We start from the raw sequence: 23,429 nt of genomic DNA on the forward strand, positions 1-23,429 counted from the left end.
TCGTTTAGAAGTGAGGGCCGTGCAATGAGTACCGCACCATCGAACGACACAGAGTCAATGCAGCTTGACCCTGTTTTTTTAAACTCAAAACGTGAAGCCTGGATTATTCTGGGTTTATGGGTGGTCGCTTTATTATGGGCCGTCCCTTACTGTTACATCAACGGGTTTCAGTCCGGCCTCGATCCGGAATCAGTTGAAACCACGATGGGCATTCCCAGCTGGGTGTTCTGGGGGATTGCCTTCCCCTGGGTGGTCGCCGACCTGTTTACCATCTGGTTCTGCCTGTTCTATATGAAAGAAGACGACCTCGGAGTAGCTCACGAAGGTGAAGATCTCGCAGAAGAAATTGCAGAGATGCATGCAGCAGAAGATGAAGCAACTACCGGGGGGAATGAGTCTTGAGTTTTTTATCCACAACAAATGTGAGTCTGCCGACACTGTTTGCCGAGTCCAACCCGAATGCGGCACTCGTTTCTTTTTTAATCTATACCGCCGCGGTTTTCGTGATTGCTGCGTTATCCAATCGACTGCTCAAAAGTAAGAGCTTCCTCAGTGAATACTTTCTGGGTAGTCGTGGCCTGGGCGTCTGGGCGTTTGCGTTGACCTTTGCCGCGACCAGTAGTTCCGGCGGAAGTTTTACCGGATTTCCCTCGAAGATTTATTCGCATGGCTGGATTCTGGCACTCTGGATCGGCAGTTACATGGTGGTTCCCATCTGTACGATGGGGCTGATTGGAAAACGCTTGAATCAAGTGGCGCGTCGTTCCGGTTCGATTACCGTTCCCGACGTTGTCCGCGATCGTTTTCACAGTCCGATACTGGGCCTGATGGCGGTTTCGCTGATCGTGTTTTTCATGTCGTTTAACCTGGTAGCACAGTTCAAAGCGGGCAGCCTGATTCTGCAGACACTGCTGGATGGCGTCTCCATTTTTGAAAGTACTGCCGATGGTCTGGCGCAGGCTGTCTCGGGGATTCCGTTTCTGTCTGATGGAGTGAGTCCTGAATATCTGCTCTGCCTGCTGGTGTTTGGTATCGCCGTCATCATCTATACCACTTACGGTGGTTTTCATGCCGTAGTCTGGACCGATGTGATGCAGGGGATCGTGATGGTGATCGGCGTGATCATCATGTTACCGCTGGCCATTTCCCAGGCAGGCGGACTTGAAAATACCACGAAGCTGATGGCAAAAATGACCCCGCCCCGTTTTTCGGCGGGCGATAAAGGGGGCATCACACTGACACTGGATGAGCCCGCTGCCGAGAACATGCGGGTTGAAGTGGGAACCTGGATTACAGACAAACCGATTGCGGATTCCAAAGTTCCCCTGTTGTTCAGAGTGACCGCGGCTGCGGAAATTCCCGCCGGGGAGACATCCATTAATGAAGTCAAAGTCATTCAGTTGACGACCCTGGATGACATTGAACGCATCCTGGGGCGACGCGAAAGCGAAAACTTTCTGGATGGCGTGAGTGTTTCGAACATTGACCTGGTGCAATATGCCTATGGAGAAGAAGCGAGCCAGCAGGGGGCCTATATCGTGGGGCCGGGGCCAAGCCCCAGCAGTAACACGGGTTTTCTCCCTTTAAGTCTGGCAATTTCCTTCTTTTTCATGTGGGCGATTTCCGGAACGGGACAGCCTGCGAATATGGTCCGTCTGATGGCATTTCGTGATACGAAAACGCTGCAGCGCTCCATTTGTACGGTCGCCATTTATTACACGCTGATTTATTTTCCACTGGTGGTCATCTTCTGCTGTGCCCGCGTTTTATTACCCGGGATGGAAGGCGAGTCGGACCGGATCATGCCGGCGATGGCCGTTTATCTGACCGAACATATCGGCATGGGCTGGCTGGCGGGACTATTGGTGGCAGCACCGTTTGCTGCGGTGATGTCGACCGTCGACAGTTTCCTGCTGCTGATTTCCTCTGCCTGGGTACGTGACGTGTATCAGCGGAATATCAATCCTGAAGCCAGCGAGAAGACCATCAAACTGTTGAGTTACCTGGCGACATTTGTGGTCGGTACTGCGGCAATGGTCGTCGCCATTAACCCGCCCCAGTTCCTGCAGGACATCATCGTGTATGTGGGAAGTGGACTGGCTGCAAGCTTCCTGGCGCCAATCGTCTACGGTCTGTACTGGCGACGTGTGAATGCTGCGGGAGCGATGGGAGCAATGCTGGGCGGCTTCGGGCTGCATCTGGCCATGTATGTCACGGGCTACTTCGAGAACGGCAGCTTTTTCAAACCGTATCAACTGTTTGATTTCGATCCGATCATTGTTGGTCTGTTCGGTTCATTCCTCTGTGGTTTCATTGTCACTAAACTGACCGCACCCCCGCCACAGGAACTGGTACAAAAGTTTTTCTATACTGAGAAAGCCGGTTCCTGAGCCGGTTTTGTCTCACGAGTATCTGACTCTATCGAGGATCTTGCTATGGAATATATTGACGCACATTCGCATGTCTGGACTCCTGATGTCAAAAAGTATCCCCTGGCACCCGGGTTCCAGGTTTCTGATATGGTCCCTCCCAGCTTTACGGCTGAAGAACTGCAGGCGGAAATGATGCCGGTCGGCGTGAATCGGGTGGTGCTGATTCAGATGTCCTTCTACGGTTTTGACAACAGCTACATGCTGGACTGCATGGCGAAATATCCGGGCATGTTCTCAGGTGTGGCAGTAATCGATCAGAATGGAGAAAAGCCGACACCGAAAATGCTGGAGCTGAAAAAGAAGGGAGTGCGGGGCTTCCGTATTCGTCCTCTGTCGAAAAAAGTCGATGAATGGCTGGACGGGGACTGCATGGAAGAAATGTGGACCACCGGCGCGAAAGAAGGCATGGCCATGTGCTGTCTGATGGATGCCGTCGGTTTGCCTGCGCTGGATAAAATGTGCCAGAAGCACCGCGATACCACTGTGGTGATCGATCACCTGGCCCGCATCGGCGTCACAGGGGAAATCGATCCCAAAGAAGTCGACATGCTCTGCAAGATGGCGAAGCATCCGAATGTGTACGTCAAAGTCTCTGCCTTTTACGCGCTGGGCAAGAAAAAGATGCCTTACCATGATCTGCTGCCGCTGATCCAGAAAGTGTATCAGGCCTTCGGTGCCAATCGTCTGATGTGGGCCACCGACTGTCCTTATCAGGTTCAAGGCGATCATTCCTATCAGGCCTCCATCGGTCTGGTCAAGAACGGACTGCCTTTCCTGTCTGCGATGGATAAAGAATGGATCCTGGAGAAAACAGCGGAAAAAGTTTTCTTTCAGGGTATTTAATTTTTCAAACTGCGATCAGGTCTGCTCATGGATGCATGCTATCAGATAGACGATACAAGTCAGATCATTTCTCCGGGAATGATTATCTTCAAGGATCTGCTTGAGGACAACTTACGAAAAATGATTGAGCTGGTCGGCGATCCTTCCCGGCTGCGCCCGCATTGTAAAACACATAAGATGCGCGAAATCATCCAGCTGGAGCTTTCACTGGGGATTACAAAGCATAAGGCGGCGACCTTTGCGGAAGCGGAAATGCTGGCCGATACCGGGGTCAAAGATATCTGTCTGGCGTACAACCTGGTAGGACCCAACATTGCCCGCGCCGTCGAATTCCGCAAACGCTGGCCCGATGTATCGCTGCAGGTGACCGCCGATCATCCCGGCCCGATTGAACTGCTGGGCGAAGCCATGACTGCCGCCGGGCTCGAAATTGAAGTCCTGCTCGATCTGAATACCGGACAGAATCGAACCGGACTTCCCCCGGGAGAGACTGCCGTCGAAGTTTACCAGATGATTGCCAACACGCCGGGTTTAATTGCCGCGGGGCTGCATGCCTACGACGGGCAGAATCATCAGGTTGATATTAACGAACGGGAGATTGCCGTCAAAGAGGTCTGGAACAATGTGAGTCGTCTGCGCGATCAACTGGTCACCGAAGGACTCTCCGTGCCACGCATCGTTGCAGGTGCGACCGGTTCGTTCCCGATTTTTGCCGGCATTGACGATCCCGATATTGAAGTCTGTCCGGGAACCTGCGTGCTGCATGATGTCGGATATGGGGAGCTGTTTCCCGATCTGAAGTTTACTCCCGCAGCGCTGGTATTAACGCGTGTCATCAGTCGTCCCGATTCTGAACGGATCACGTTCGATCTGGGGTATAAAGCGATTGCCTCTGATCCTGCGATGGAAAACCGTTGCCGGTTCCCCGATCTCCCCGATGCCAAACCGGTGCTGCAGAATGAAGAACACCTGGTTGTAATGAGTGCACGGGCTGCTGAATTTCAACCCGGTGATGAACTGCTGGCGATTCCCCGGCACGTCTGCCCGACGTCGGCACTGCATAAATCGGTCACCGTCGTGAGTGGCGGAAAAGTGGTCGACCACTGGAATGTGGCGGCACGCGACCGCTATATTACCGTCTGACCTCCGATCAACTCAGCGGCTGGCACGATCCCAAAACAATAAAGGCGCGGAGATTCTCTCTGCGAAATGAAGAGACATTATGGCTGACATACGACAGAAAACGGGAATTCCGGAACTCGACGAACTGCTTGCAGGCGGATTGCTGCCGGGCAAACTGACCGTCGTGCTGGGGGCGACCGGCATCGGCAAAACACAGCTGGGACTGCAGTTTGCACAAGCCGGCCTGCAGCAGGAAGGGCAGACCGGGGTGCTGTTTGATATGGCAACCCGCGGCGATTCTCAGAGTCACAGTGATTACGCGGAACGACTCTTTCAATGGAAGCTGCGTGAACAACTGGTGGATGCCCCTTTTGACCTGGACCAGATCTGGGATGCTGAAACGCGAACCGACTACCAGCATCTGTTTCGTCAGAGTGGTCGCCGGGTGACGCGACGTGATATGGAACTGGATGAATGGAAAGAGTGGAAGCTGGAATTCGTCAAGAAACTGGATGCTGCGATTGCTTTTTTTTATTCCAACTTTGTGCACGGTGTCCGGCGGACTGTGATCGACGGTATTGAACCGACGGATCGCCCCAGCGACTCGTTTCAGTTTCATGCATTTGAATACGTCTACCACCAGATCCTTCGCAAAGAATATGACTGGGTCGCCCGTGATCTGTTCCGGGCACAGTTTCGCAGCCATCAGGCGCAGGTCGAACAGCATCGTTATGATTTTCAGCAGATCGGCTGTCTGCTGCTGCTGACGACGCATGAAGTGATGCTGGACGATCTCATTCAACGCCCGATTGAGAGCGGGGATGTTCTTTCCAATGCGAATACCATCATTCTGATGGGGAAAATCAAAGAAGGGAACTGGATGAGCCGGGCTCTGCATGTTGCCAAACATCGTGGCAGTGCCGTTGATGAATCGCTGGTCCCGTATGAGATTCAGGAATCGGGTCTCAAGCTGTTGAGGTAAATCCAGGCAGGCAATGTTCTGAGGAGGGAAATCCATTCCCGGAATCGAGAGCGGTTACACACTATAACAGTTCTGACCGTTATTTCTGGAACAGTCGCTTCGAAGAATCAACAAACTGGTTGACCGCTATTAATTATTGACCGTGTCTGCGTTCTCTCAAAGATAGATTTCGAGAGAAGATGACCCCCAAACGGGCTAAATTGCAACGCAGAAAACTACAATAAGAAGGATGGTCATGTTAGTTGATAATTGTGCAGACCCCATTGATCTGGCAGATCAGTTTGTTCAACGTTTAGATCGCTTACACTCAGCTCCGAAAGTGGCACAGCAGATTCTGCAACTGACGCGTGATCCGGAAAGCCGCATTGATGAAATAGTTCGATGCATTGAACATGATCCCGCGCTGGCCGCAAAAATTCTACAGGTCGTAAATTCTTCCAAATACGGCGTTTCCAGACAAATCACCAGTATCCGGCATGCGGTTTCCTATCTGGGGAAAGATGCGATCCGAATGCTGACGATCAGCTTTTCGATGGTGGAATCACTCACCAAACGGAGCAAGGGACGCATTTTCGCCGATTACTGGCAGCGGGCACTGACCATTGCTTCCATATCGTCTCACCTGGCCAATCACCATAAATGCCTGAAGAAAGATGAAGCCTACACAGCCGGCCTCCTGGCGGATGTCGGGATTCTGGTCTTTTCCCAGGTCGAACGTGAGCAATACAGCCTGATCTATGAAAGTTATCCTCATGGTGAAAGACTTCTGAAAGGGGAGCAGCAATACTTTGGATTCGACCATGCGTTGCTTGGATCCCGCCTGCTGGACCACTGGGCTCTGCCTCAGGAAATGGTCTCAGCCATTGAACAGCATCATGGGGACGGACAACATGGTTGTCCACTGGGAATGGCGCTGCGGACAGGTAGTCTGCTGGCAGGTTCTGTGTGGAATCGCAGTTCCGAAGAATATCTGGAAGCAGAAGAAATTCTGATGACTTACTTCGACCTGGATGAAGAGCAGATCGAAAGCATGATCGAATTATGCAAACAGGATATTACCGAGAGTGCCACATTCTTTGGTGTGAATCTGGAAGGTTGAACAGTCAAAGAAACAGACTGACATCAAACGCGATTTAAAAAGAAACCTCGATTCAGGTTCGCTGTTACCTGGATTGAGGTTTCTGTCTAGTGTGCATCACAGTTAACCGTAGCGACTGTCAATCTTATATACCCGGTTCCAATGGACCTGGAGACGCTACAGTCAAACGGGACACAGTCTAACGCCGAATTTTTGATTTCGGATTTTCTTTTTCATAGGCCTGTTTGAGAGCGGCCGTTAATTCGGTCTGGGTATATATATAAGGTGTGGGCTGGTTAAATCCTTTTCCCGTTCTGGTCTGGGACAGGTACTTACCCAGATTCTTGCCCCCTTTGGTAGTGGTCATATATTCGATCATGGTGTATCCGCCGGGCGAATTGATGAATTCATGAATTCGTCGTTTCCCATAAGGCATGACCAGGATATGGTCGAGCCGGTCATAGCCTCCCGGCATCTGGGCAACCCGCCGCATGAAAATGACCCCTTTAGGCGTACTGAGTTGAGTCGCCAGATAATCGGTCTCCGCATGCAGCCGTTTGAGGATCTCTTTCTCCGCTTTAACCGACCACCCGGCCTGTTGCAGTTCCCGGAACAGTGGTTTGATCTCACCGCGTGTGAGCATGTCCCCCGATTTGTAGCCTTTGCGATCAGTAAAATACTCCTCAATGATCTGCATGACTTCATCCAGGAGAGGAACTTTTTTCTTTTCAGCCGACTCAGGCACGATTTCCGGCGGTGGACTGGCCACAGGGACATTGGAGTTTTGTGCATTCCCTCTGCTCACTGGAATCAGGCAGGTCAGGAGTGTGACGATCAGAAACCGTTTTTGAATGTCAGACATAGGTTGCTTATCTTCCGAACCGGTTGGTGAGTGACCAGAGATGAGTCTGGCAGATCAATGACTGTTTACTTTATCGACCAGACTCAGCAGATTTCGACAAACTCAAGGCAAACTCAAAACGAACGCTTGCCTGAACAAGTCTGCTACATCAACTCTACCACACTGTTGCAAAGTGCCTCAGTTTTTTGCTTCAAAAGTGTATTATCCTGCCAGTATTTGCCTAAAATGTTAAATTGGGTTGAATGAGGCGTCTGGTTGGTAGAATCAGTTCTTACCGTAAACTTTAGGGGTTATGATAAATTTTTTAATTTTTCCGATTTTATTTCAAACTGGAATCGGGTTTGCTGCGTATAATTACGTTAGTAGCAATGTGTAAGTTGACACCACAGTGAGTTCGTAGGGCTATTGGATTAAATCAAAGGAATGTATCCCAAAAGAAAGGAGTCCACTGATGTTAGTGCTCACAAGACGCAAGGATGAAGAGATCATTATCAACAATAATATCTCGATCAAAGTTCTGTCAGTTAAGGGAAATCGAGTTCGGCTGGGTGTTGAAGCACCTGACGATGTATCAGTCAATCGCGCTGAAATTCGCAAACTGGTGCAACAGTTCGAAGTTGAATGTGTTCCCGTACAAGGTTGTGGTCTGTAAACAGTCAGGCTGGTTCATGAGCTGTCGGGCAGATTGATTTTTGATCGGCTTTGTTTCAGCTCATACTGAGGGCTTTTATAGCGACCTTCTGCTACCCCGCCACTAAACAGGAATTATTTCCTGTTTCACATTCGTGTTTTGTTACCAGACGAAAAATCATTCTGTTGCTGGATCTATGTATATGTCAGGCCTCAAGGGCCTGGGGTGCGTCCAGCTTCCGTTGCGGGCTGTTACTGGCCACATCTGGGGGGCTGGATAAGTTGGAATATATTTTCCGATTACATTAAAGATACCTGTTGTAGGGGTCCGATAGATATTTGGGGGGAAATGTCTATCGAAACTCTTTGTCCCACTGTGAAACGGTTTTGAACAACCGCAGCACAGTGGTTCAAGTCAGGTATCCAGATGATTTACGGCATGTACCTCTCAGCCCAAGGCGCCGAAGCCAATTCGGTCCGGCTTGATGTGCTTTCGAACAATATGGCCAATGCGAATACGACATCATTTAAACGTGATGTTCCCATCTTTCGCGTTAATCCTCCTCATGATCAGCATGAGGGTGCGCTCAATCCATTGCCCGGTGATCTGGAAAATCACTCCGGCGGCATCACTCTGGAAGCGATCACCACCGACTTTGAGCCCGGTTCACTCATCACCACGAACAGTGAGTTCGATGTCGCTCTGAAAGGACAGGGTTTCTTTCAGGTCGGCAACGCACAAAAATCATTTCTGACACGCAATGGATCACTCTCGATCGACGGAAATCGTCGTCTGGTCACCGCCGATCATGGTATGCCGATTCTGACGACCGATGGCAGAGAAATCAAAGTTCCCGTGGAAGCATCTCATGTGACAATCACACCCGATGGTGTTGTTACTCCCTTAGATGCCGACGATCAACCGATGTCGAAGCTGGGGCAACTGGCTGTCGTGATGCCAGGCTCTCTGGATGAACTCGTCAAAATCGGGAAGAACCTGTACACAACAGAAGGACGTGTGACTCCGCTGGATGGACCGGCGAATATTGCACAGGGCTTTCTGGAAGCTTCCGGTACGAATTCCGTGGAAGAGATGATGGAACTGGTGACCTCGTCCCGGATGTTCGAATCCAATATCAATATGATTAAGTTACAAGATGAATCGCTCGGGCGTTTACTGCAAAGTATGCCGCGACGTTAAGCAGACAGTTTTTGAAAGGTGACCTGTTTTCAGAAGACAGGTTAAGGGAGTAAGGAGACAATTCATGGCAGTAAGAGCCTTGTATTCGAGTGCTACGGGAATGGCTGCAAACAGCTTTAATCTCGATATCATCGCCAACAATCTGGCGAACTCCAGCACCACTGCGTACAAGCAGAGTCGCGCCAACTTTGAAGATATTTTCTATGAAAATTTCAAGCTGCCAGGCGTGCAGGACAATCAGGGAAATATCACACCGACCGGAATTGCATTAGGTATTGGTACCCGGGTTCAGAGTACCGAAGGGGATTTTGAACAGGGTTCGATTCTGCCTTCGAATGGAACTTATGATCTGGCTATCGTGGGCGATGGTTTTTTCCGTGTCAATGACGGGACCCAGGACCTGTATACTCGCGCCGGTAACTTCTCATTGAATGCCAACGGAAACCTGGTGATGGCGTCTGCCGATAAAGGTTACCAGCTGCAGCCGACCATTTCGATTCCCCAGGATGCGATCAACGTTACCATCTCCGGTGACGGCGTCGTCAGTTATCAGCAGCAGGGATCAACCCAGATTCAGACCGCCGGCAATATTCAGATCGCCCGCTTTATTAACAATCAGGGCCTGGTGCGTCAGGGAGACAACCTGTATACGGAAACGACCGGTTCAGGGCCTTCCCAGTTCGGTGATCCGGGAACAGAAGGCCGCGGACAGTTGCGACAGGGGTTTCTGGAACAGTCCAACGTGGAACCGGTTCGAGAACTGGTCGAACTGATCAAAACACAACGTAACTTTGAACTCAACAGCCAGGTCGTGCAGGCCGCCGACCAGACCCTGCAGACCGTGGCTAACCTGCGTCGTTTCTAAGTTGATCTGTTTTTTACAAAGTCAAAATTTCATGTTTCGTTTCTGGATCAAATCGTGTTTGAGTTTCTCCCTGCTGGTCTGCAGCTGCGTTTGCAGCACAGCTGTTCTGCATGCGGAAATTCTGCGGCTGAAAGCGACCGCTGAAGTGAATACGTCCGTCGTACGACTGGGCGATATCGCTGATGTGCTGCACGCCGATCCGGAACACGTTGCGCGACTGCAAGGCATGATTCTGCAGCCGGCTCCAGCACAGGGGCGGACCCAGGTCATTACCATCTCACAGATCCGGGGACGATTACAGGCACTGGGTGTAGACTTGAGCCAGCTGGAGCTGACCGGCCGGAGCCAGGTTCGTGTCAGTTCACAGGAAGTCAAACAGGAACAGCAGCAACAGACGGTTGTGACTCAGCAGGATCAGGGGCAGGCCGAACAGAAAGTTCAACAGGCTCTGACGGACTGGATCAGAAGCAGCTATCCCAACTCAAAACAGTTTTCTCTTTCCGTTCGTCTGCCACGTGAGCATGTGCAGCAGGTGCTCGACAACCGGGCTGACCTGTTTCGCTTTGCCGGACTGGATCAGTTTCTGGAAACAGAGCAGGCCGTCGGCATGAAGCTGATAGATGCCCAGGGCCAGGTTCACGAGTTGCGGATTATCTGCCAGCTGAAACGGATTCCTGAAATTCTGGCAGCCAAATACACATTAAACAAAGGGACCTTGGTTCGTGCCGACGACCTGGTCTGGATTCGACCTGAGAAAGATCAGACCGGCATTACCGATCCCCGCCTGGTGATCGGCCGGGAATTGACACGGACCGTGTATCAGTCCCATGTGATGCGAAGTCAGGATCTGATGGAAGTGCCTCTGATCCGCGATGGCGCGATTGTGACCGTTTACGCCCGACGCGGCGCGATTTCGGTTCGTCGTGAAATGCGGGCCCAGGGGACAGGCGGCATGGGTGATCCGATTACCCTGGTCGCGCTGGAAGGCCGGGACCGTCTGACGGCAACGGTGACCGGATATAACCAGGCTGAAGTCAACTACCGACCCGCCAATGAAATCCAGCAGACAAAAGGGATTCAATTTATCTCTGGATCCTCTGATGCAGCTGCCGGGGGTACACCGTCCGGAACCATTCGCAATGCGGGCGGGTATGCGATTCGAAGAGGGGGAATTCGATAATGAAAAAACTAACACGAAACAGTGAGAGAATCTGTCAGCGCACGAAGCTGCTGGCAGTGTTACGGGAGGCGATTTCCCTGGGAAGTATCGTATTGTTTTGTTCGTCTGTCGTGTCGGCGCAGGAACCCACCGAAAAGGGAACCGCGCTGGCCAATTCGAGCACTGCAATACGATCCTCCCAGGGTACTACCGCAGCAGAAGAAACAACACAGCAACAGGAACCTCCTCAAAAAAGGGAGCGGCGCATTCCCCGGCTGGCCTCGGCGCAGATCAACGAGTTTGGCTTTCAGACCGAAGCGCTGCAGCTGACATCGTCTCTGGCGAACACGTTTGGTCAGGGAGACCTGTATACCAATTCTCCCAAGCCTCCGCTGATCAGAGATTATTCGCTGATCTACGTGCCGGCACCGGAACCGATCGTAGTGAAGGTTCATGACATTATCACGATTATGGTTGATGAAAAATCGAGTGTGACCGTTGATTCCCGATTCAACCGGAATCGAACTGAAACTTTGAAGGCGGAACTGAAAGAATTCATGCGAATTGATTCTTCAGGGAACCTGGCACCGGCGGCTTTGAACAGTCCGAAAATTGATACCCAGTTGCAGGGACGTCTGCAGAGTACCGGTCAGTTAGCCGACCGGGAAGGCATCCAGTATCGAATTGCTGCCATTGTCGTTGATATCCGTCCCAACGGAAACCTGATCCTGGAAGCCCGTAAAAGTATCCGAACCAATCATGATGTCTGGGAATATCGTCTGACCGGCGAAATTCGCAGTAAAGATGTGAACCGTGATAACACGGCGTTAAGTGAAAATATTGCCAACCTGGATATTGTCAAACACCAGAGAGGTAAAGTCTATCAGAGTACCAAACGACCATGGGGGGTGGTGTTGTACGACTGGTTCTTTCCTTTTTAATTCTAATTCTATTTGTTGAAGTGTGACGGGATATGACTATGCCACCCCGACGATTCAAAAAAGTTGTCTGCCTGATGATGTTCCTCGTCTGTCTGCAGTGTTCGGTTTCCGAACTGCAGGCGCGGACACGCGTGGAAAATATCTGCAGCGTGTATGGCATGAAAGAAATCAAGCTGACCGGCATGGGACTGGTCGTGGGTCTGGATGGCACGGGTGACGGAGGCAAGAATCTGCCGACCATTCGCAGCCTGGCTGCGGCACTCAAGCATTTGAACAATCCGGTGGTCGATCTGTCTGATCTGGCTGCCGCCAATAATGTGGCGCTGGTCATGATTGAAGCGACCATTCCTGCCAGCGGCATTCGTAAAGGACAGAAGCTGGACTGCTTCGTCAGCTCCATGCTGGGAGCAAAAAGTCTGCGAGGCGGACGACTGCTGGTCGCGCCCGTGGCAACGCCGGAAATCGGAAACGGCATAGGTGCCGGTCTCTGTTCAGGCGGTGTCATCCTGGAAGATGAACTTTCGCAGGCAACGGGAAAAATTATCAACGGTCTGGTTATGGAACGGGATTTCGATCTGCCGTTTATCGATCGCCGAACGCGTTCGATCACACTGCTCGTCGATCGGCACCATGCCGGTTTTCATACTGCCAGCGAAGTGGCACGCGTGATCAACTCGGAATTCAGTTTTGAAGCCGGCAATCAGCAGCTGGCGATTGCCCAGGGGCCGGGACGCGTGTTTATCCGGATTCCCAGACAGTACATGGAATCACCGGTCGAATTTGTGGCAGCGGTGATGGAAGTCGGCATCGATCGACCGCATCAGCAGGCACGGGTCGTGGTCAATCCAAAATCACAAACGGTTGTTGTCACCGGCGAAGTAGAAATCAGTCCGGTGGTGATTTCGCATAAGAATTTAACTGTAGGTGTCGGAAATCCTGCAGAGGGGGGGCTACCGGGAGGCTTTGTACCCATCACGGGTGAGCAGGGTCAACAGAGCACGCAACGACTGCAGCAGCTGGTGGAGGCATTAAACCAGTTGCGTGTACCGACGGAAGATGTCATCAGCATCATCCGGGAGTTGCATCGCTCTGGAAAACTGCACGCTGAATATGATGAACATTGATCAAAGCTGAAGCCGGTTCCGGTTCCAGATCACTTTTCAGGGATAACCAGTGATGACCTCTCTCTCCGCCATTCAACCTTCCATCAACCAGACTTCGCTGTTGTCCAATGTGACCGGCGCACCTGCTGAATTAAATCAGCCCGGCCAGAATACATCGGAACTGAAAGAAAAGTTCCAGGAGTTCGTTGCAGGCACATTTTACCAGCAGATGTTCAAGGCGATGCGTTCCGCTCAGGGGAAGCCCGCTTATTTTCATGGCGGTCAGGCCGAAGAAATGTTTCAGTCGCAGCTGGACCAGCAGATCTCAACCGATCTGGCGAAGAATGAAGGGGGCAGCTTCTCTGACGCGTTGTTCTCCTCGTTTTCGCGACAGTTGAATGCCAGTTCGCAAAAATCGATTGATGCTGCTGCAAGCATAACGCCTTAAAATTCATCACGTTAAGTCAGCGATAAAGATTCTGGTTAAAACAGACGCGAGACCTGGATCGATTATGCCGATTATAACGATAGGCGATTATCTCCGCTCAGAGGGCGGATTATGTAAACCGGGAGAAAGGGGGCTCCTATGGATGAAGCACAGACTGCGTCTGCACCGACGCAGCATCGACAGTTACTCAGTCAGTTGTCGAGCATTCTGCATGATCTGGAACCAGTCCAGAAACAGTTACTGGAACTGTATCAGAAGAAATCTCAGGCGCTCAGACAGGTTGATGTCAAACTCATCGATGAATGTGGGACCATCGAAGCGGAACTCACGCGCGAGCTGCAGTTCGTTCTGCTCAGACGTCAGCAGTTACTGCAGACCGCCGGTCAGCAGGGTCTGCCTGCCGACACGCTTTACGATCTGCTGCTGAAGCTGGATGCCCCGGAAGCGGAATCGCTCTTTCAGAGAATTGAAGCTGCGCAGCAGCGTTCCAAAAAGCTGCGGCATGAAACCTGGGTCCAGTGGATTGTGTCCACACGCTCTTATCAGCATTACTCACAGGTACTCGAGCTGATTGCACACGCCGGCCAGAAAGTACCGACCTACTCACGTGGTCAAAATGAAAGCAGTACAGGAGGGGTGATTTTTGACGCATCGGCTTAATGCTTCAAGGTAAGAAGACCAGTCGCTCGTTGTGTTGAAAACACTTTGTTAACTACGGAAAAACCGTCATGGGACTTAACGCTACCCTATCTATGGCCAAGCAGTCGCTGGAAATATTCGGCACCGGGATCCAGGTCGCCGGTCAGAATATTTCCAATGCGGGTACGCCCGGCTATATCCGTGAGCAGCTGGTTCTGAACCCGTCCGCCCCTTATCGACAGGGCGCGCTGATTACCGGTACCGGTGTCGAAATCTCGGGGATTCAACAGCAGATTGACCAGTTCCTCGAGACGCGAATCCATTCCGCGAATACCGATTTTTCTGCCATCGATGAACGCAACACGATCTTTAAACAACTGGAAAACGAATTACGGGAATTAACTGACGGAGACCTCTCCACGGGGCTGAACGATTTTCTGGCAACGATCAATAATGTCGTCAATCAGCCCAGTTCGATTCCCGATCGTCAGTTCGTCATTAATGAGGCGGACAAATTTGCTGCCGACATCAGTTCGCTCCGTTTACGGCTCAACCAATTGCGCGAAGTTCAGACGGTGAACGTGGAAAATCTGGTGACGGAAGCCAATGACCTGATTAATAAGATCGTCGATTTGAATCCCAAGATTTCCAAACTGGAAGCATCGGGATTGCTGCAAAGCGACGCCGGCGCTTTGCGCTCACAGCGTTATGATGCACTGAATCGACTGTCGGAACTGATTCCGATCCGCTATCGCGAACGCTCAGACGGTGCCATCGATGTGTTTACCGGTTCCGATTATCTGATTCTGGCGGGAACCTCTCAGAATCTGGAATTAAAAACGGATACAGATCGCGGCGTGGTCGTCTCTGAAGTGTACCTCTCCCAGACACAGAGTAATATTTCTCGAACGGGGGGCGAACTCAAGGGCATCATCGAGGGGCGGGATGACATCCTGGGAGGCTTCGTTGATCAACTCGATACGTATGCTTCCAATCTCATTTTTGAATTCAACAAGATCCACTCTTCCGGCGAGGGGACTGCGGGCTTCGAACAACTGACCTCGGCTTCACGCGCTCTCGATCCGTCGGCGACGCTGAATTCGGAACAGTCCGGTTTACCCTTTCAGGCGAATCATGGCAGTTTCCAGATCAAAGTGACCAATAAAACAACCGGGATTACCAATACGGTCACCATTAACGTGGACCTGGACGGCATTGGCGGGGACACCACTCTCAACAGCCTGTCGGCTTCCATCAATGGTGTGGCGAATCTCAACTCCAGTGTTTCGACCGACGGACGACTGTCGATCAGCGCCGATTCCGATTACGAATTCCGGTTCTCCAATGATACCAGTGGTGCCTTGGCTGCGATTGGCATCAACACTCTATTTACCGGCGGCGATTCCAGTGATATCGACATCAATTCCGTCGTCAGTCAGAATCAGCAGTTTCTGGCGACCGGTCAGGGGGGAGGCCCTTCCGATGGCAGCAATGCCGTGTTGCTGGCGTCGTTTTCGGAAAACCCGATCGATTCCCTGGGGGGAATCAGCCTCGATGATTATTACGAAAAAATTGTCTCCAATCTGGCGCAGTCTTCTGCTTCCGAAGGGGCGCTTGCGGAAGGAGCCCAGACATTTCGTGATTCTCTGCTGAGTCAGCGTGAACAGTTTTCCGGCGTCAGTATCGATGAAGAAACCATCAACGTGCTGACTTACCAGAGAGCATTCCAGTCGGCAGCGCGACTGGTCAGCACGATTGACGAATTATTTACGATTCTACTTAACATTTAAAAAGTTTTCCTGACAGGCTCCGGTCTGTTTCTGTTTCTTGTTTTTCGGTGTGATACATCATGACGATTGGTCCCATATTGCCTGGTCGCCTCCCTTCGACAATGCTGTCGGATCGGTTGAAAGTGTCCCTGAATGACAATGCGCTGGAACTGGCGCGACTGCAGCAGCAGGTCTCTACCGGACAGCAGTATTCGCTGGCCAGTGAGTCTCCCGGAGCCGCACTCAGAACGATTCTCATGCAGTCGTCTCTGGAACGGCAGCAGCAGTATCAGTCCAATATCAACACATCTCTGAGCATGCTGACGATGAGCGAAACGGCATTGAGCAGTGTCGGCGATGCGTTGAATTCAGCGAAAGCCATTTCACTTTCCGGCGTGGGATCGACCGTCACCAGCGCCGAACGCCTGGCGCTGGCCGATCAGATTGCCTCACTGAGAACGCAGGTGCTCAACGCCGGTAACACGACATTTCGCGGGCAGTACCTCTTTTCCGGAAGTCAGACCGATGTCGCTCCTTTCGAAGAACTCGCCAACGGTCTGGTGATCTACCATGGTGATGATCATCAGATTCAGTCTTATATCAATACGCAGACATTACTTCCCAATAATTTTGACGGCATCTCTGCCTTTGCTGCCAGTTCGCCGGAAGTGGGCAGCGACATCAATCCTGCGTTAACACTGCAGACGCGGATTTCTGATCTGAACGGCGGGCGTGGTGTGAAACTGGGTTCGATCTCCGTGACTCTGGATAACGGGACTCCCCAGACTCAGACCGTAAATCTTTCCGGAGTCGAAACGGTTCAGGATCTCAAAACGGTCCTGGAAAATGCCTTTGCCGGCGGCCCGCTGACACTGACCGTCGATATCGATCCGGCCAGCGAAAATGGATTGAGACTGACCCCCTCTGCCGGTACGGTCGCGGTCTCCAATGTAACCGGTTCGACGCTCGCGACAGATCTCGGAATCGCCAGTGCCGCTGTGGCTCAGGTGAACGGGGGAGACCTTGATCCCGGGATCACTCTACAGACCACACTGGCTTCACTCAACGGCGGTACCGGAATCGGCCCCACCGCGGGTACAGGGCTGGTCATCAATAATGGAGGCCAGACCCACACGGTTGACCTTTCCACGGCGACCACCATCGAAGATGTCTTTAATCTGATCAGAACCGCCGATCCGAATCTCAACCTGGGCATCAATGACGCCCGGAACGGGCTGGCGATCTCCAGCCGCATCAGTGGCGCCGATTTCTCGATTGGTGAAAACAATGGTGGTACGAATGCCGCGGCTCTGGGCATTGCCACTTTCTCCGCCAGTACGCCGCTGACTGAGTTGAATTACGGGCGCGGCGTCGATGTGGATTCCGGTCTGACGTTACAGATCGTCCGCCGCGACGGAACCACGGTCAACCTGGATATGAGCGGCACGAAAACCGTTCAGGATGTAATTGACCGGATTAATGAATTTGAAGTGTTCGACGGAACAACACCGCTGGCAGATCTGAATCTGGGGCAGGGGGTTCCCGTCGGAGCCACAACCCTGGATATTACCCGCCGCGACGGTTCTGTGGTCAATGTGAGTCTGGCCGGTGATGCAACCGTGCAGGATGTCCTGGATTCAATCAATGCCGTCGATCCAGGCAATCTGGTGGCCAGCATTGATCCCAATACCAATGCGTTTCAGATTACCGATAATTCAGGCACAGGACCTCTGAGTATCGCCAGCAATGCCGTTTCAGATGCTCTGGGTCTGGCTGTCACAGAAGGGGGAACCGATAACAGTGTGCCGCTTCAGGGAAATTTTGTTCCCATCAAACTGCAGGTGACTCTGAATACAACCGGAAACGGCCTGACTATTTATGATGCGTCAGGTACGGGGCCGCTGGAAATTCCCGCGAACGAGATTGCCTACTCCCTGGGAATTGATGGCGTCGAGTCAGGTAATGATCCACTGGTCGGATTAGTGGGGGATGAACCAAATCCGAAAGAGTCCACAGGTGTGATCAGCCTGCTCTCACGTCTGGAAAACGCATTGCGGAACGGCAATGATCAGGAAATCGGACGGATTGGGGTCTTACTGGATACAGAAATCGCCCGCGTGAACCGGGTTCGCGGGGATATTGGCAGTCGCATGACCGTGCTGGAAGAGGCGGATAGTCGGCTCAAAGATCAGGAAGTCAGCATGCAGGAAGCGATTTCCAAAGATTTCGATACCGATCTGACCCAGGTGATTGTGGACATTACACAGAGGCAGAGCGCCTTTCAGGCCAATCTGCAGGTGACTTCACAGGCACTGCAACTGACACTGCTTTCCTACCTGTAAAGCCGAGTCCACATCAATGGCCGTTGATCTCTTCCCGGCAGGGGAAGCAGCACTCGCTTGATCCGGTCAGCGTGGTTCTGTAAATTCCCTGAATCAGGCTGGCAAAGGTTCAGCCGGCGGAAAAGTCACTTTTCTCTGCTTTTTTGTCTTCCAGCACAGATTTTGCGCCCTGCCAAAGTTGAAGAGACGGATCAAAAAGGTTACTGTTATCCGCTCCCTTGCGGTTCGTATGCGCTCTCTTTACCGGCGTATTTCCGACTGTGTGGCTGAATTCCCTTGCTGAACTGACATGCATTCTTGAAGTGCATATTGACATAAGTATTGAATATAATATCGTTTACGTTTGAGGAATAACCGGTGTCTACTACAAAATCTTTTATGGCAAATGCAAAGACTGTTAACCCTGAGTGGTTTGTTGTTGATGCAGACAATCTGATTGTCGGACGGCTGGCCGCCCAAATTGCGACCGTTCTGATGGGGAAGCATAAGCCAACCTACACGCCTCACGTGGATACCGGGGATTATGTGATTGTCGTAAACTGTGACAAGGTCAAGTTTTCCGGTAAGCAGCTTGCCCACGACTCACATCCATATTTCTCAGAGAAGATGCTGCGAAAGAGCTACGCGACTTACTCGGGTTATCCCAGTGGTCTGAAAGAAGTGACTGCTGAAAAGAAACTGGAACGGGGTCAGTCGACTCAGGTTCTTTCTGAAGCCGTCCGCCGCATGCTTCCTAAAAACAAGCTGGGCCGCCAGATGCTGAAAAAGCTCAAACTGTTTGCGGGCCCTTCGCACGATCATCAGTCACAACAACCTCAGGACATGCCAGCACACCTGCTGCCATAATCCGAGAGAAGCAGACAAACTTCTATTTATCCCTTTTCAGAATAATAAGATAAGAGTAGTTAACCGTCATGGATAATGAGACTCCAGAAGAAGTAACAAGCGAAACACCAGAACAGCAGACTCCGGTTGAAGCTGAGACAGCAACTTCAGAAGAAGCAACCGCAGATACAATGACCACGACCTCAGGCGTGCCTGAGCTGACTCTCGGTTCCGGTGTTCCTGCTGAGACCGAAGAAGACGAAGTCGTTAAACCCGAGCCCGTCATCCGGGGAAAACTGGATAAGCATGGTGTGGCTATGGGAACCGGTCGTCGTAAGACAGCTGTTGCTCGAGTTCGCATCAAAGCCGGTTCCGGAAGCCTGACCATCAATGGCCAGACTCTGAACGACTACCTGAGAGTCGAACGGGATCGCCAGATGGTCGAAGCCCCACTGAAAGCTACCGAGACCTTCGGTAAAGTTGATGTCTGGGTGCGGGTAAGCGGTGGCGGAACCACAGGTCAGACCGGTGCAATTGTGCTCGGTATTGCCCGTGCTCTCGAAGCCTACAACAACCAGTTCCACGAAACTCTGAGTGCCGGTCGCTTCCTGACTCGTGACAGTCGTATGGTGGAACGCAAGAAATTCGGATACAAAAAAGCACGCAAGAGCTTCCAGTTCTCAAAACGATAAACTGCGTGTGATCAACATCAGACAACATCTGGTTCTGTTGTCTGGATGAAGACATCAACACCCTGGCTGGCGCTGAATCCGGTCAGGGTGTTTTTTTACAGAGTCGCCGGTCGGGATGGCGGGAAGAGACGAGCTGCTCCTTCTTTCTGCCCGATGTGACCGGAAACCGGTTTGTGGAACGGGTCAATATCTCAGGAAAACGAGGCATTCCGCATGTATGGGCGATTGATGCTACCTGAGCTTCAGGTGCTGTTAGATGAAAATGATACCGCAGGCGTCAAAGAGTTCTGTGAGGCGCTTTATCCTGCGGTGACAGCCGAGATTCTGGCCGAACTCGACAGCCAGAATGTCTGGCGTGTGCTCAGTTGCTGCGAGCCTCAGAAACAGGCCGAGATCTTTCAGTTCCTGCCACTGCCGCAACAGATTGAAATCGTTGGTGTGATCTCGCGGGGACCACTTTCGAAAATGATCGAAGAGATGGCGCCCGACGACCGTGTCGACCTGCTGTCGCGGATGGATGACGAGCATGTGGAAGAGCTGCTGCCCCTGATGGCGCAGGCGGAACGCAGCGATATCCGCAAACTGCTCTCCTATCCGGAAGACAGTGCCGGCGCGATCATGACGACCGAATACGCGTCGTTGCCCGAAAATATCACGGTTGCCCAGGCGCTGGAACGGTTGCGTCAGCAGGCACCCGACAGTGAAATTATTTCCTATATCTACGTGGTCGATGAAGGGCGTCGTCTGCAGGGAATTGTCTCGTTGCGCGAGTTGATCTTTGCGCGACCGGCGCGTCCCCTGTCGGAAATCACCAATCGCGATGTGATTTCGGTGCGCGTGGACGACGATCAGGAATTCGTCGCTCAGCAGATGGCCCGCTTTGACTTTATTGCCATTCCGGTTGTCGATCATCAGAATCAGCTGGTCGGGATTGTGACCCACGACGATGCCATCGACATTATGCAGGAAGAAGCGACGGAAGACACCTATCGTCTGGCGGCGGTCGAACCGCTGGAAGACAGTTACCTTTCGACGCCATTAAAGACGGTCATTCAAAAGCGGGTGGGCTGGCTGATTTTCCTGCTGGTCCCCTCATTCCTTGCGGCGAAAGTGCTTGAGCACTTTGAAGGGGTTTCAGATAAATTCGAATGGCTGGTGCTGTTTATCCCCTTGATCCTGGCCAGCGGCGGTAACGCCGGTTCGCAATCCGCCACGTTGATCATCCGGGCGATGGCCCTGGAATCGAATATCCAGCGCGATGAACTCCGCGCGCTGCTGCGTAAAGAGTTTCAGCTCGGACTGCTGTTAGGAGGCATGCTGTCCCTGATCAGTTTTCTCGTTTCCTGGGTGTTTACGACGCAGTTGATCCAGGCGTCTGTCGTCGGCCTGGCAGTATTCCTGGTGGTCCTGATGGGAATTTCCGCGGGGGGAATGCTGCCGATGGGCTTTCGCAAGCTGGGTATGGACCCGGCTCTGATGTCGAATCCCTTCATCACCGCACTGGTCGATATTCTGGGGCTGATCATCTATTTTCAGGTGGCGCTCTACATCGTGGGCTGAGAGAGGCTGCTTACTGTTTCAGATCCGCCGATTCCGGATCCTGTTCGGGATCGAGGGCTTTCAGTTCGATGCCCATCATCTTCATCAGTTCCAATGCGTTGCTGTGCTCCACAATGCCGGGACGCATCCGGTAATCAAAGGTCATTTTGCCGTCGATCAACTGATCTTCAAAATGCACGTTTTTCGCCTGAGAGCCAAACAGGCTCGTGATTTCGGTCAGTGCCAGATCATGCGTGGTGACGATGCCGATGCCACCCCGTTCGATCAATGTTTCAATTACGCTCTGGGCACCGATCCGTCGATCATGCGAATTGGTTCCCTGCAGGATTTCATCCAGCAGGAACAGGACCGGCTCCGGCGCGTCTGCCAGATGCACGACCGCTGAAAGTCGCGCCACCGACTGATAAAACAGCGAAGCGCCCTGCTGCAGCGAATCCTGAACCCGCATCGCAGTACCGGCCTGCATGGGAGTCACCGTCAACCGGGTTGCCCGGACGGGAGCTCCGGCGAGAGCGAGGACAAAATTGGTCCCCACGGTCCGCATCAGTGTGCTTTTGCCGGACATGTTGGAACCGCTGATCATCAACAGGCGGTGTTCTGAATTCAGCGTGACATGATTGCGGACGACCTGGTCGAGGGGAATCAGGGGATGCCCCAGCTCAGTCCCTTCAAAGCGCGGGCCCTCGGCGGGATCCGCGATTTCCGGAAAGGGATCTTCGGGATGTTCGTACGCATAACCGGCCAGTGAGCAGAGGGCCTCAAACTCGCCGACCGCCGCCAGCCATTCAGGGCAGTGAGGTCCCACACGTTGCAGCCAGCGTTCGATGGCAAACATGTAATGGAAGGGTATCCCCAGCAGGATGGTCAGCGGAGCCGAAAACTGATTGCGAAAACAGTTATTCAGCCCCTGAATGTTCCGTCTGAGCTGGGCAATACTGCGGGACGGGGGAACGCCGTCTGTTTTTAATGCGGTGATAATGGTCGTCAAATGCGGAGAATGAAACTCCCGCTGTTCAATCAGCGAGAGCACATCAGACAGCACTGACAGGCCATCGCGGACTTCATCGGTCTGATTCAACAGTTCGCGGATGCGTGAACCAATACAGAATAGCAGGCAGACCTGGATGATGATCGCCACACAGATCGGGGCGATGCCCGAATAAGACATCAGCCAGCTGATCACCGCCAGTGCGGCAAACACTCCGGTTACCATCGATGCCCATTTCAGGCCGGCGGGAATCTGAATCAGAGGTTGTCGGACCCAGTCGGAGAGATGGGTCTGTTCAATGTCACTCTGTTTTTCGGCTTCCAGCAGTTCGAGCGTTTCGCGAAAATCGAGTTCGTTTCGCAGTTCTTCCACCGACTGCTGACGCTCTCTGATTTCTTTGGCTGACGCAGGCGTCAGTAACCAGCGGGCCAGCGTCTCTTCTCCCAGCTTCGTGCGGGCAGAGCAGATCAGTTGAAACAGGGAGCCCCGTCCCAGCAGATCCAGGTCGCCGGCGTACATATGCTGTGGATCGTAATATTCTTCTCCCGCGGGACGGACATCGATCCATTGATGATTCAGGCGGTCCAGCGAAGTTCGATAATAGGTTTCCGCCTGGCGTGCCCGTTTCAGGCGTCGGAGACAGCGGGCATGTAAGATAATCAGCAATACAAACGCCAGGATGGGGGCGGCGATCCATTTCAGGCTGAGGGCACCCCAGACCGTAGACGCCAGCAGTACTGCGATACCAGCGATAAATACCAGGCCGCGCAGGCTGGAAAAGCGGTCGCTTTGCCTGACAAATGCCTGTACCTTGCCCGACCGGTCTTCAAGCCGCCGTTCATATTCGATTCGGGGATTTTGTTGAGTTGGGGAAGGTTGCATCGAACTGGTAAACTATCGAGAACGCTGACTGGTTAAAGCTCACTTCTAACCTATTGGCAGACGCAA

Annotated in this window: 21 protein-coding genes; 19 read left to right on the plus strand and 2 right to left on the minus strand. The window is 52.3% G+C overall.

What is annotated here, in order from left to right:
- Nucleotides 1–24: 24 nt before the first annotated feature.
- From ACN0YN_RS22400 to ACN0YN_RS22425, 6 genes are all read left to right on the plus strand, one after another.
- Nucleotides 25–402, plus strand: a complete 378-nt coding sequence (locus ACN0YN_RS22400; RefSeq protein WP_417387253.1) for a hypothetical protein — start codon at nucleotides 25–27, stop codon at nucleotides 400–402.
- On the plus strand, nucleotides 399–2,390 hold the full coding sequence (locus tag ACN0YN_RS22405) for a sodium:solute symporter family transporter (protein WP_417387254.1): 1,992 nt from the start codon (nucleotides 399–401) through the stop codon (nucleotides 2,388–2,390). Before ACN0YN_RS22400 ends, ACN0YN_RS22405 begins: the two co-directional genes overlap by 4 nt.
- 45 nt (nucleotides 2,391–2,435) lie before the next feature.
- Nucleotides 2,436–3,275: an amidohydrolase family protein gene (locus ACN0YN_RS22410; RefSeq protein WP_417387255.1), complete on the plus strand. Its 840-nt coding sequence runs from the start codon at nucleotides 2,436–2,438 to the stop codon at nucleotides 3,273–3,275.
- A gap of 27 nt (nucleotides 3,276–3,302) precedes the next feature.
- Nucleotides 3,303–4,418, plus strand: coding sequence for a D-TA family PLP-dependent enzyme (locus tag ACN0YN_RS22415; protein ID WP_417387256.1), 1,116 nt, complete (start codon nucleotides 3,303–3,305; stop codon nucleotides 4,416–4,418).
- Nucleotides 4,419–4,497: 79 nt separating this feature from the next.
- Nucleotides 4,498–5,379, plus strand: coding sequence for an RAD55 family ATPase (locus tag ACN0YN_RS22420; protein WP_417387257.1), 882 nt, complete (start codon nucleotides 4,498–4,500; stop codon nucleotides 5,377–5,379).
- 235 nt (nucleotides 5,380–5,614) lie between these two features.
- Nucleotides 5,615–6,478: an HDOD domain-containing protein gene (locus ACN0YN_RS22425; protein WP_417387258.1), complete on the plus strand. Its 864-nt coding sequence runs from the start codon at nucleotides 5,615–5,617 to the stop codon at nucleotides 6,476–6,478.
- Between the two features lie 178 nt (nucleotides 6,479–6,656).
- On the opposite strand, the gene ACN0YN_RS22430 is transcribed toward ACN0YN_RS22425, so the two are convergent.
- Nucleotides 6,657–7,319 carry a hypothetical protein gene (locus tag ACN0YN_RS22430; RefSeq protein ID WP_417387259.1) on the minus strand — a complete coding sequence of 221 codons (663 nt, stop codon included), beginning with the start codon at nucleotides 7,317–7,319 and terminating at the stop codon, nucleotides 6,657–6,659.
- Between the two features lie 451 nt (nucleotides 7,320–7,770).
- On the opposite strand from ACN0YN_RS22430, the gene csrA reads away from it, so the two are divergent.
- The 13 genes from csrA to mgtE all read left to right on the plus strand — a co-directional run bounded on the left by csrA (nucleotide 7,771) and on the right by mgtE (nucleotide 21,493).
- On the plus strand, nucleotides 7,771–7,971 hold the full coding sequence (csrA, locus tag ACN0YN_RS22435; protein WP_417387260.1) for a carbon storage regulator CsrA: 201 nt from the start codon (nucleotides 7,771–7,773) through the stop codon (nucleotides 7,969–7,971).
- A gap of 417 nt (nucleotides 7,972–8,388) precedes the next feature.
- Nucleotides 8,389–9,150, plus strand: coding sequence for a flagellar hook-basal body protein (locus ACN0YN_RS22440; RefSeq protein WP_417387261.1), 762 nt, complete (start codon nucleotides 8,389–8,391; stop codon nucleotides 9,148–9,150).
- A 64-nt stretch (nucleotides 9,151–9,214) separates the two neighbouring features.
- Nucleotides 9,215–10,015: a flagellar basal-body rod protein FlgG gene (gene flgG, locus ACN0YN_RS22445; RefSeq protein ID WP_417387262.1), complete on the plus strand. Its 801-nt coding sequence runs from the start codon at nucleotides 9,215–9,217 to the stop codon at nucleotides 10,013–10,015.
- Between the two features lie 58 nt (nucleotides 10,016–10,073).
- Nucleotides 10,074–11,195: a flagellar basal body P-ring formation chaperone FlgA gene (gene flgA, locus ACN0YN_RS22450; RefSeq protein WP_417387263.1), complete on the plus strand. Its 1,122-nt coding sequence runs from the start codon at nucleotides 10,074–10,076 to the stop codon at nucleotides 11,193–11,195.
- Nucleotides 11,195–12,115: a flagellar basal body L-ring protein FlgH gene (locus tag ACN0YN_RS22455; protein ID WP_417387264.1), complete on the plus strand. Its 921-nt coding sequence runs from the start codon at nucleotides 11,195–11,197 to the stop codon at nucleotides 12,113–12,115. Before flgA ends, ACN0YN_RS22455 begins: the two co-directional genes overlap by 1 nt.
- A 38-nt stretch (nucleotides 12,116–12,153) precedes the next feature.
- Nucleotides 12,154–13,239, plus strand: a complete 1,086-nt coding sequence (locus ACN0YN_RS22460; protein WP_417387265.1) for a flagellar basal body P-ring protein FlgI — start codon at nucleotides 12,154–12,156, stop codon at nucleotides 13,237–13,239.
- 52 nt (nucleotides 13,240–13,291) lie between these two features.
- A complete protein-coding gene (locus ACN0YN_RS22465) occupies nucleotides 13,292–13,666 on the plus strand; it encodes a rod-binding protein (protein WP_417387266.1) in 375 nt (124 codons plus the stop codon).
- A gap of 138 nt (nucleotides 13,667–13,804) precedes the next feature.
- On the plus strand, nucleotides 13,805–14,326 hold the full coding sequence (gene flgN, locus ACN0YN_RS22470; RefSeq protein WP_417387267.1) for a flagellar export chaperone FlgN: 522 nt from the start codon (nucleotides 13,805–13,807) through the stop codon (nucleotides 14,324–14,326).
- Between the two features lie 68 nt (nucleotides 14,327–14,394).
- Nucleotides 14,395–16,095 carry a flagellar hook-associated protein FlgK gene (flgK, locus tag ACN0YN_RS22475; RefSeq protein WP_417387268.1) on the plus strand — a complete coding sequence of 567 codons (1,701 nt, stop codon included), beginning with the start codon at nucleotides 14,395–14,397 and terminating at the stop codon, nucleotides 16,093–16,095.
- A 59-nt stretch (nucleotides 16,096–16,154) separates the two neighbouring features.
- Complete coding sequence (gene flgL / locus ACN0YN_RS22480) at nucleotides 16,155–18,416, plus strand: flagellar hook-associated protein FlgL (RefSeq protein ID WP_417387269.1); 2,262 nt, start codon at nucleotides 16,155–16,157, stop codon at nucleotides 18,414–18,416.
- A 378-nt stretch (nucleotides 18,417–18,794) separates the two neighbouring features.
- Nucleotides 18,795–19,262, plus strand: a complete 468-nt coding sequence (rplM, locus tag ACN0YN_RS22485; protein WP_417387359.1) for a 50S ribosomal protein L13 — start codon at nucleotides 18,795–18,797, stop codon at nucleotides 19,260–19,262.
- Nucleotides 19,263–19,558: 296 nt separating this feature from the next.
- Nucleotides 19,559–19,933 (plus strand): 30S ribosomal protein S9, encoded by a 375-nt coding sequence (gene rpsI, locus ACN0YN_RS22490; protein ID WP_417387360.1) that lies wholly within the window; start codon nucleotides 19,559–19,561, stop codon nucleotides 19,931–19,933.
- Nucleotides 19,934–20,146: 213 nt separating this feature from the next.
- On the plus strand, nucleotides 20,147–21,493 hold the full coding sequence (mgtE, locus tag ACN0YN_RS22495) for a magnesium transporter (protein ID WP_417387270.1): 1,347 nt from the start codon (nucleotides 20,147–20,149) through the stop codon (nucleotides 21,491–21,493).
- 10 nt (nucleotides 21,494–21,503) lie between these two features.
- Here the strand turns inward: mgtE and ACN0YN_RS22500 are convergent, their stop codons facing one another.
- Nucleotides 21,504–23,363, minus strand: a complete 1,860-nt coding sequence (locus ACN0YN_RS22500) for a MutS-related protein (RefSeq protein WP_417387271.1) — start codon at nucleotides 23,361–23,363, stop codon at nucleotides 21,504–21,506.
- Nucleotides 23,364–23,429: the final 66 nt, after the last annotated feature.

It is taken from the genome of Gimesia sp. (assembly GCF_048260065.1).
Lineage (GTDB): Bacteria > Planctomycetota > Planctomycetia > Planctomycetales > Planctomycetaceae > Gimesia.

Bases quoted from the DNA above. Each gene is read 5' to 3' on its own strand.
- ACN0YN_RS22400 (WP_417387253.1), top strand. From the start codon at position 25: ATGAGTACCGCACCATCGAACGACACAGAGTCAATGCAGCTTGACCCT.
- ACN0YN_RS22410 (WP_417387255.1), top strand. From the start codon at position 2,436: ATGGAATATATTGACGCACATTCGCATGTCTGGACTCCTGATGTCAAA.
- ACN0YN_RS22415 (WP_417387256.1), top strand. From the start codon at position 3,303: ATGGATGCATGCTATCAGATAGACGATACAAGTCAGATCATTTCTCCG.
- ACN0YN_RS22420 (WP_417387257.1), top strand. From the start codon at position 4,498: ATGGCTGACATACGACAGAAAACGGGAATTCCGGAACTCGACGAACTG.
- ACN0YN_RS22425 (WP_417387258.1), top strand. From the start codon at position 5,615: ATGTTAGTTGATAATTGTGCAGACCCCATTGATCTGGCAGATCAGTTT.
- ACN0YN_RS22430 (WP_417387259.1), bottom strand. From the start codon at position 7,319: ATGTCTGACATTCAAAAACGGTTTCTGATCGTCACACTCCTGACCTGC.
- csrA (WP_417387260.1), top strand. From the start codon at position 7,771: ATGTTAGTGCTCACAAGACGCAAGGATGAAGAGATCATTATCAACAAT.
- ACN0YN_RS22440 (WP_417387261.1), top strand. From the start codon at position 8,389: ATGTACCTCTCAGCCCAAGGCGCCGAAGCCAATTCGGTCCGGCTTGAT.
- flgG (WP_417387262.1), top strand. From the start codon at position 9,215: ATGGCAGTAAGAGCCTTGTATTCGAGTGCTACGGGAATGGCTGCAAAC.
- ACN0YN_RS22455 (WP_417387264.1), top strand. From the start codon at position 11,195: ATGAAAAAACTAACACGAAACAGTGAGAGAATCTGTCAGCGCACGAAG.
- ACN0YN_RS22460 (WP_417387265.1), top strand. From the start codon at position 12,154: ATGCCACCCCGACGATTCAAAAAAGTTGTCTGCCTGATGATGTTCCTC.
- ACN0YN_RS22465 (WP_417387266.1), top strand. From the start codon at position 13,292: ATGACCTCTCTCTCCGCCATTCAACCTTCCATCAACCAGACTTCGCTG.
- flgN (WP_417387267.1), top strand. From the start codon at position 13,805: ATGGATGAAGCACAGACTGCGTCTGCACCGACGCAGCATCGACAGTTA.
- flgK (WP_417387268.1), top strand. From the start codon at position 14,395: ATGGGACTTAACGCTACCCTATCTATGGCCAAGCAGTCGCTGGAAATA.
- flgL (WP_417387269.1), top strand. From the start codon at position 16,155: ATGACGATTGGTCCCATATTGCCTGGTCGCCTCCCTTCGACAATGCTG.
- rplM (WP_417387359.1), top strand. From the start codon at position 18,795: ATGGCAAATGCAAAGACTGTTAACCCTGAGTGGTTTGTTGTTGATGCA.
- rpsI (WP_417387360.1), top strand. From the start codon at position 19,559: ATGGGAACCGGTCGTCGTAAGACAGCTGTTGCTCGAGTTCGCATCAAA.
- mgtE (WP_417387270.1), top strand. From the start codon at position 20,147: ATGTATGGGCGATTGATGCTACCTGAGCTTCAGGTGCTGTTAGATGAA.
- ACN0YN_RS22500 (WP_417387271.1), bottom strand. From the start codon at position 23,363: ATGCAACCTTCCCCAACTCAACAAAATCCCCGAATCGAATATGAACGG.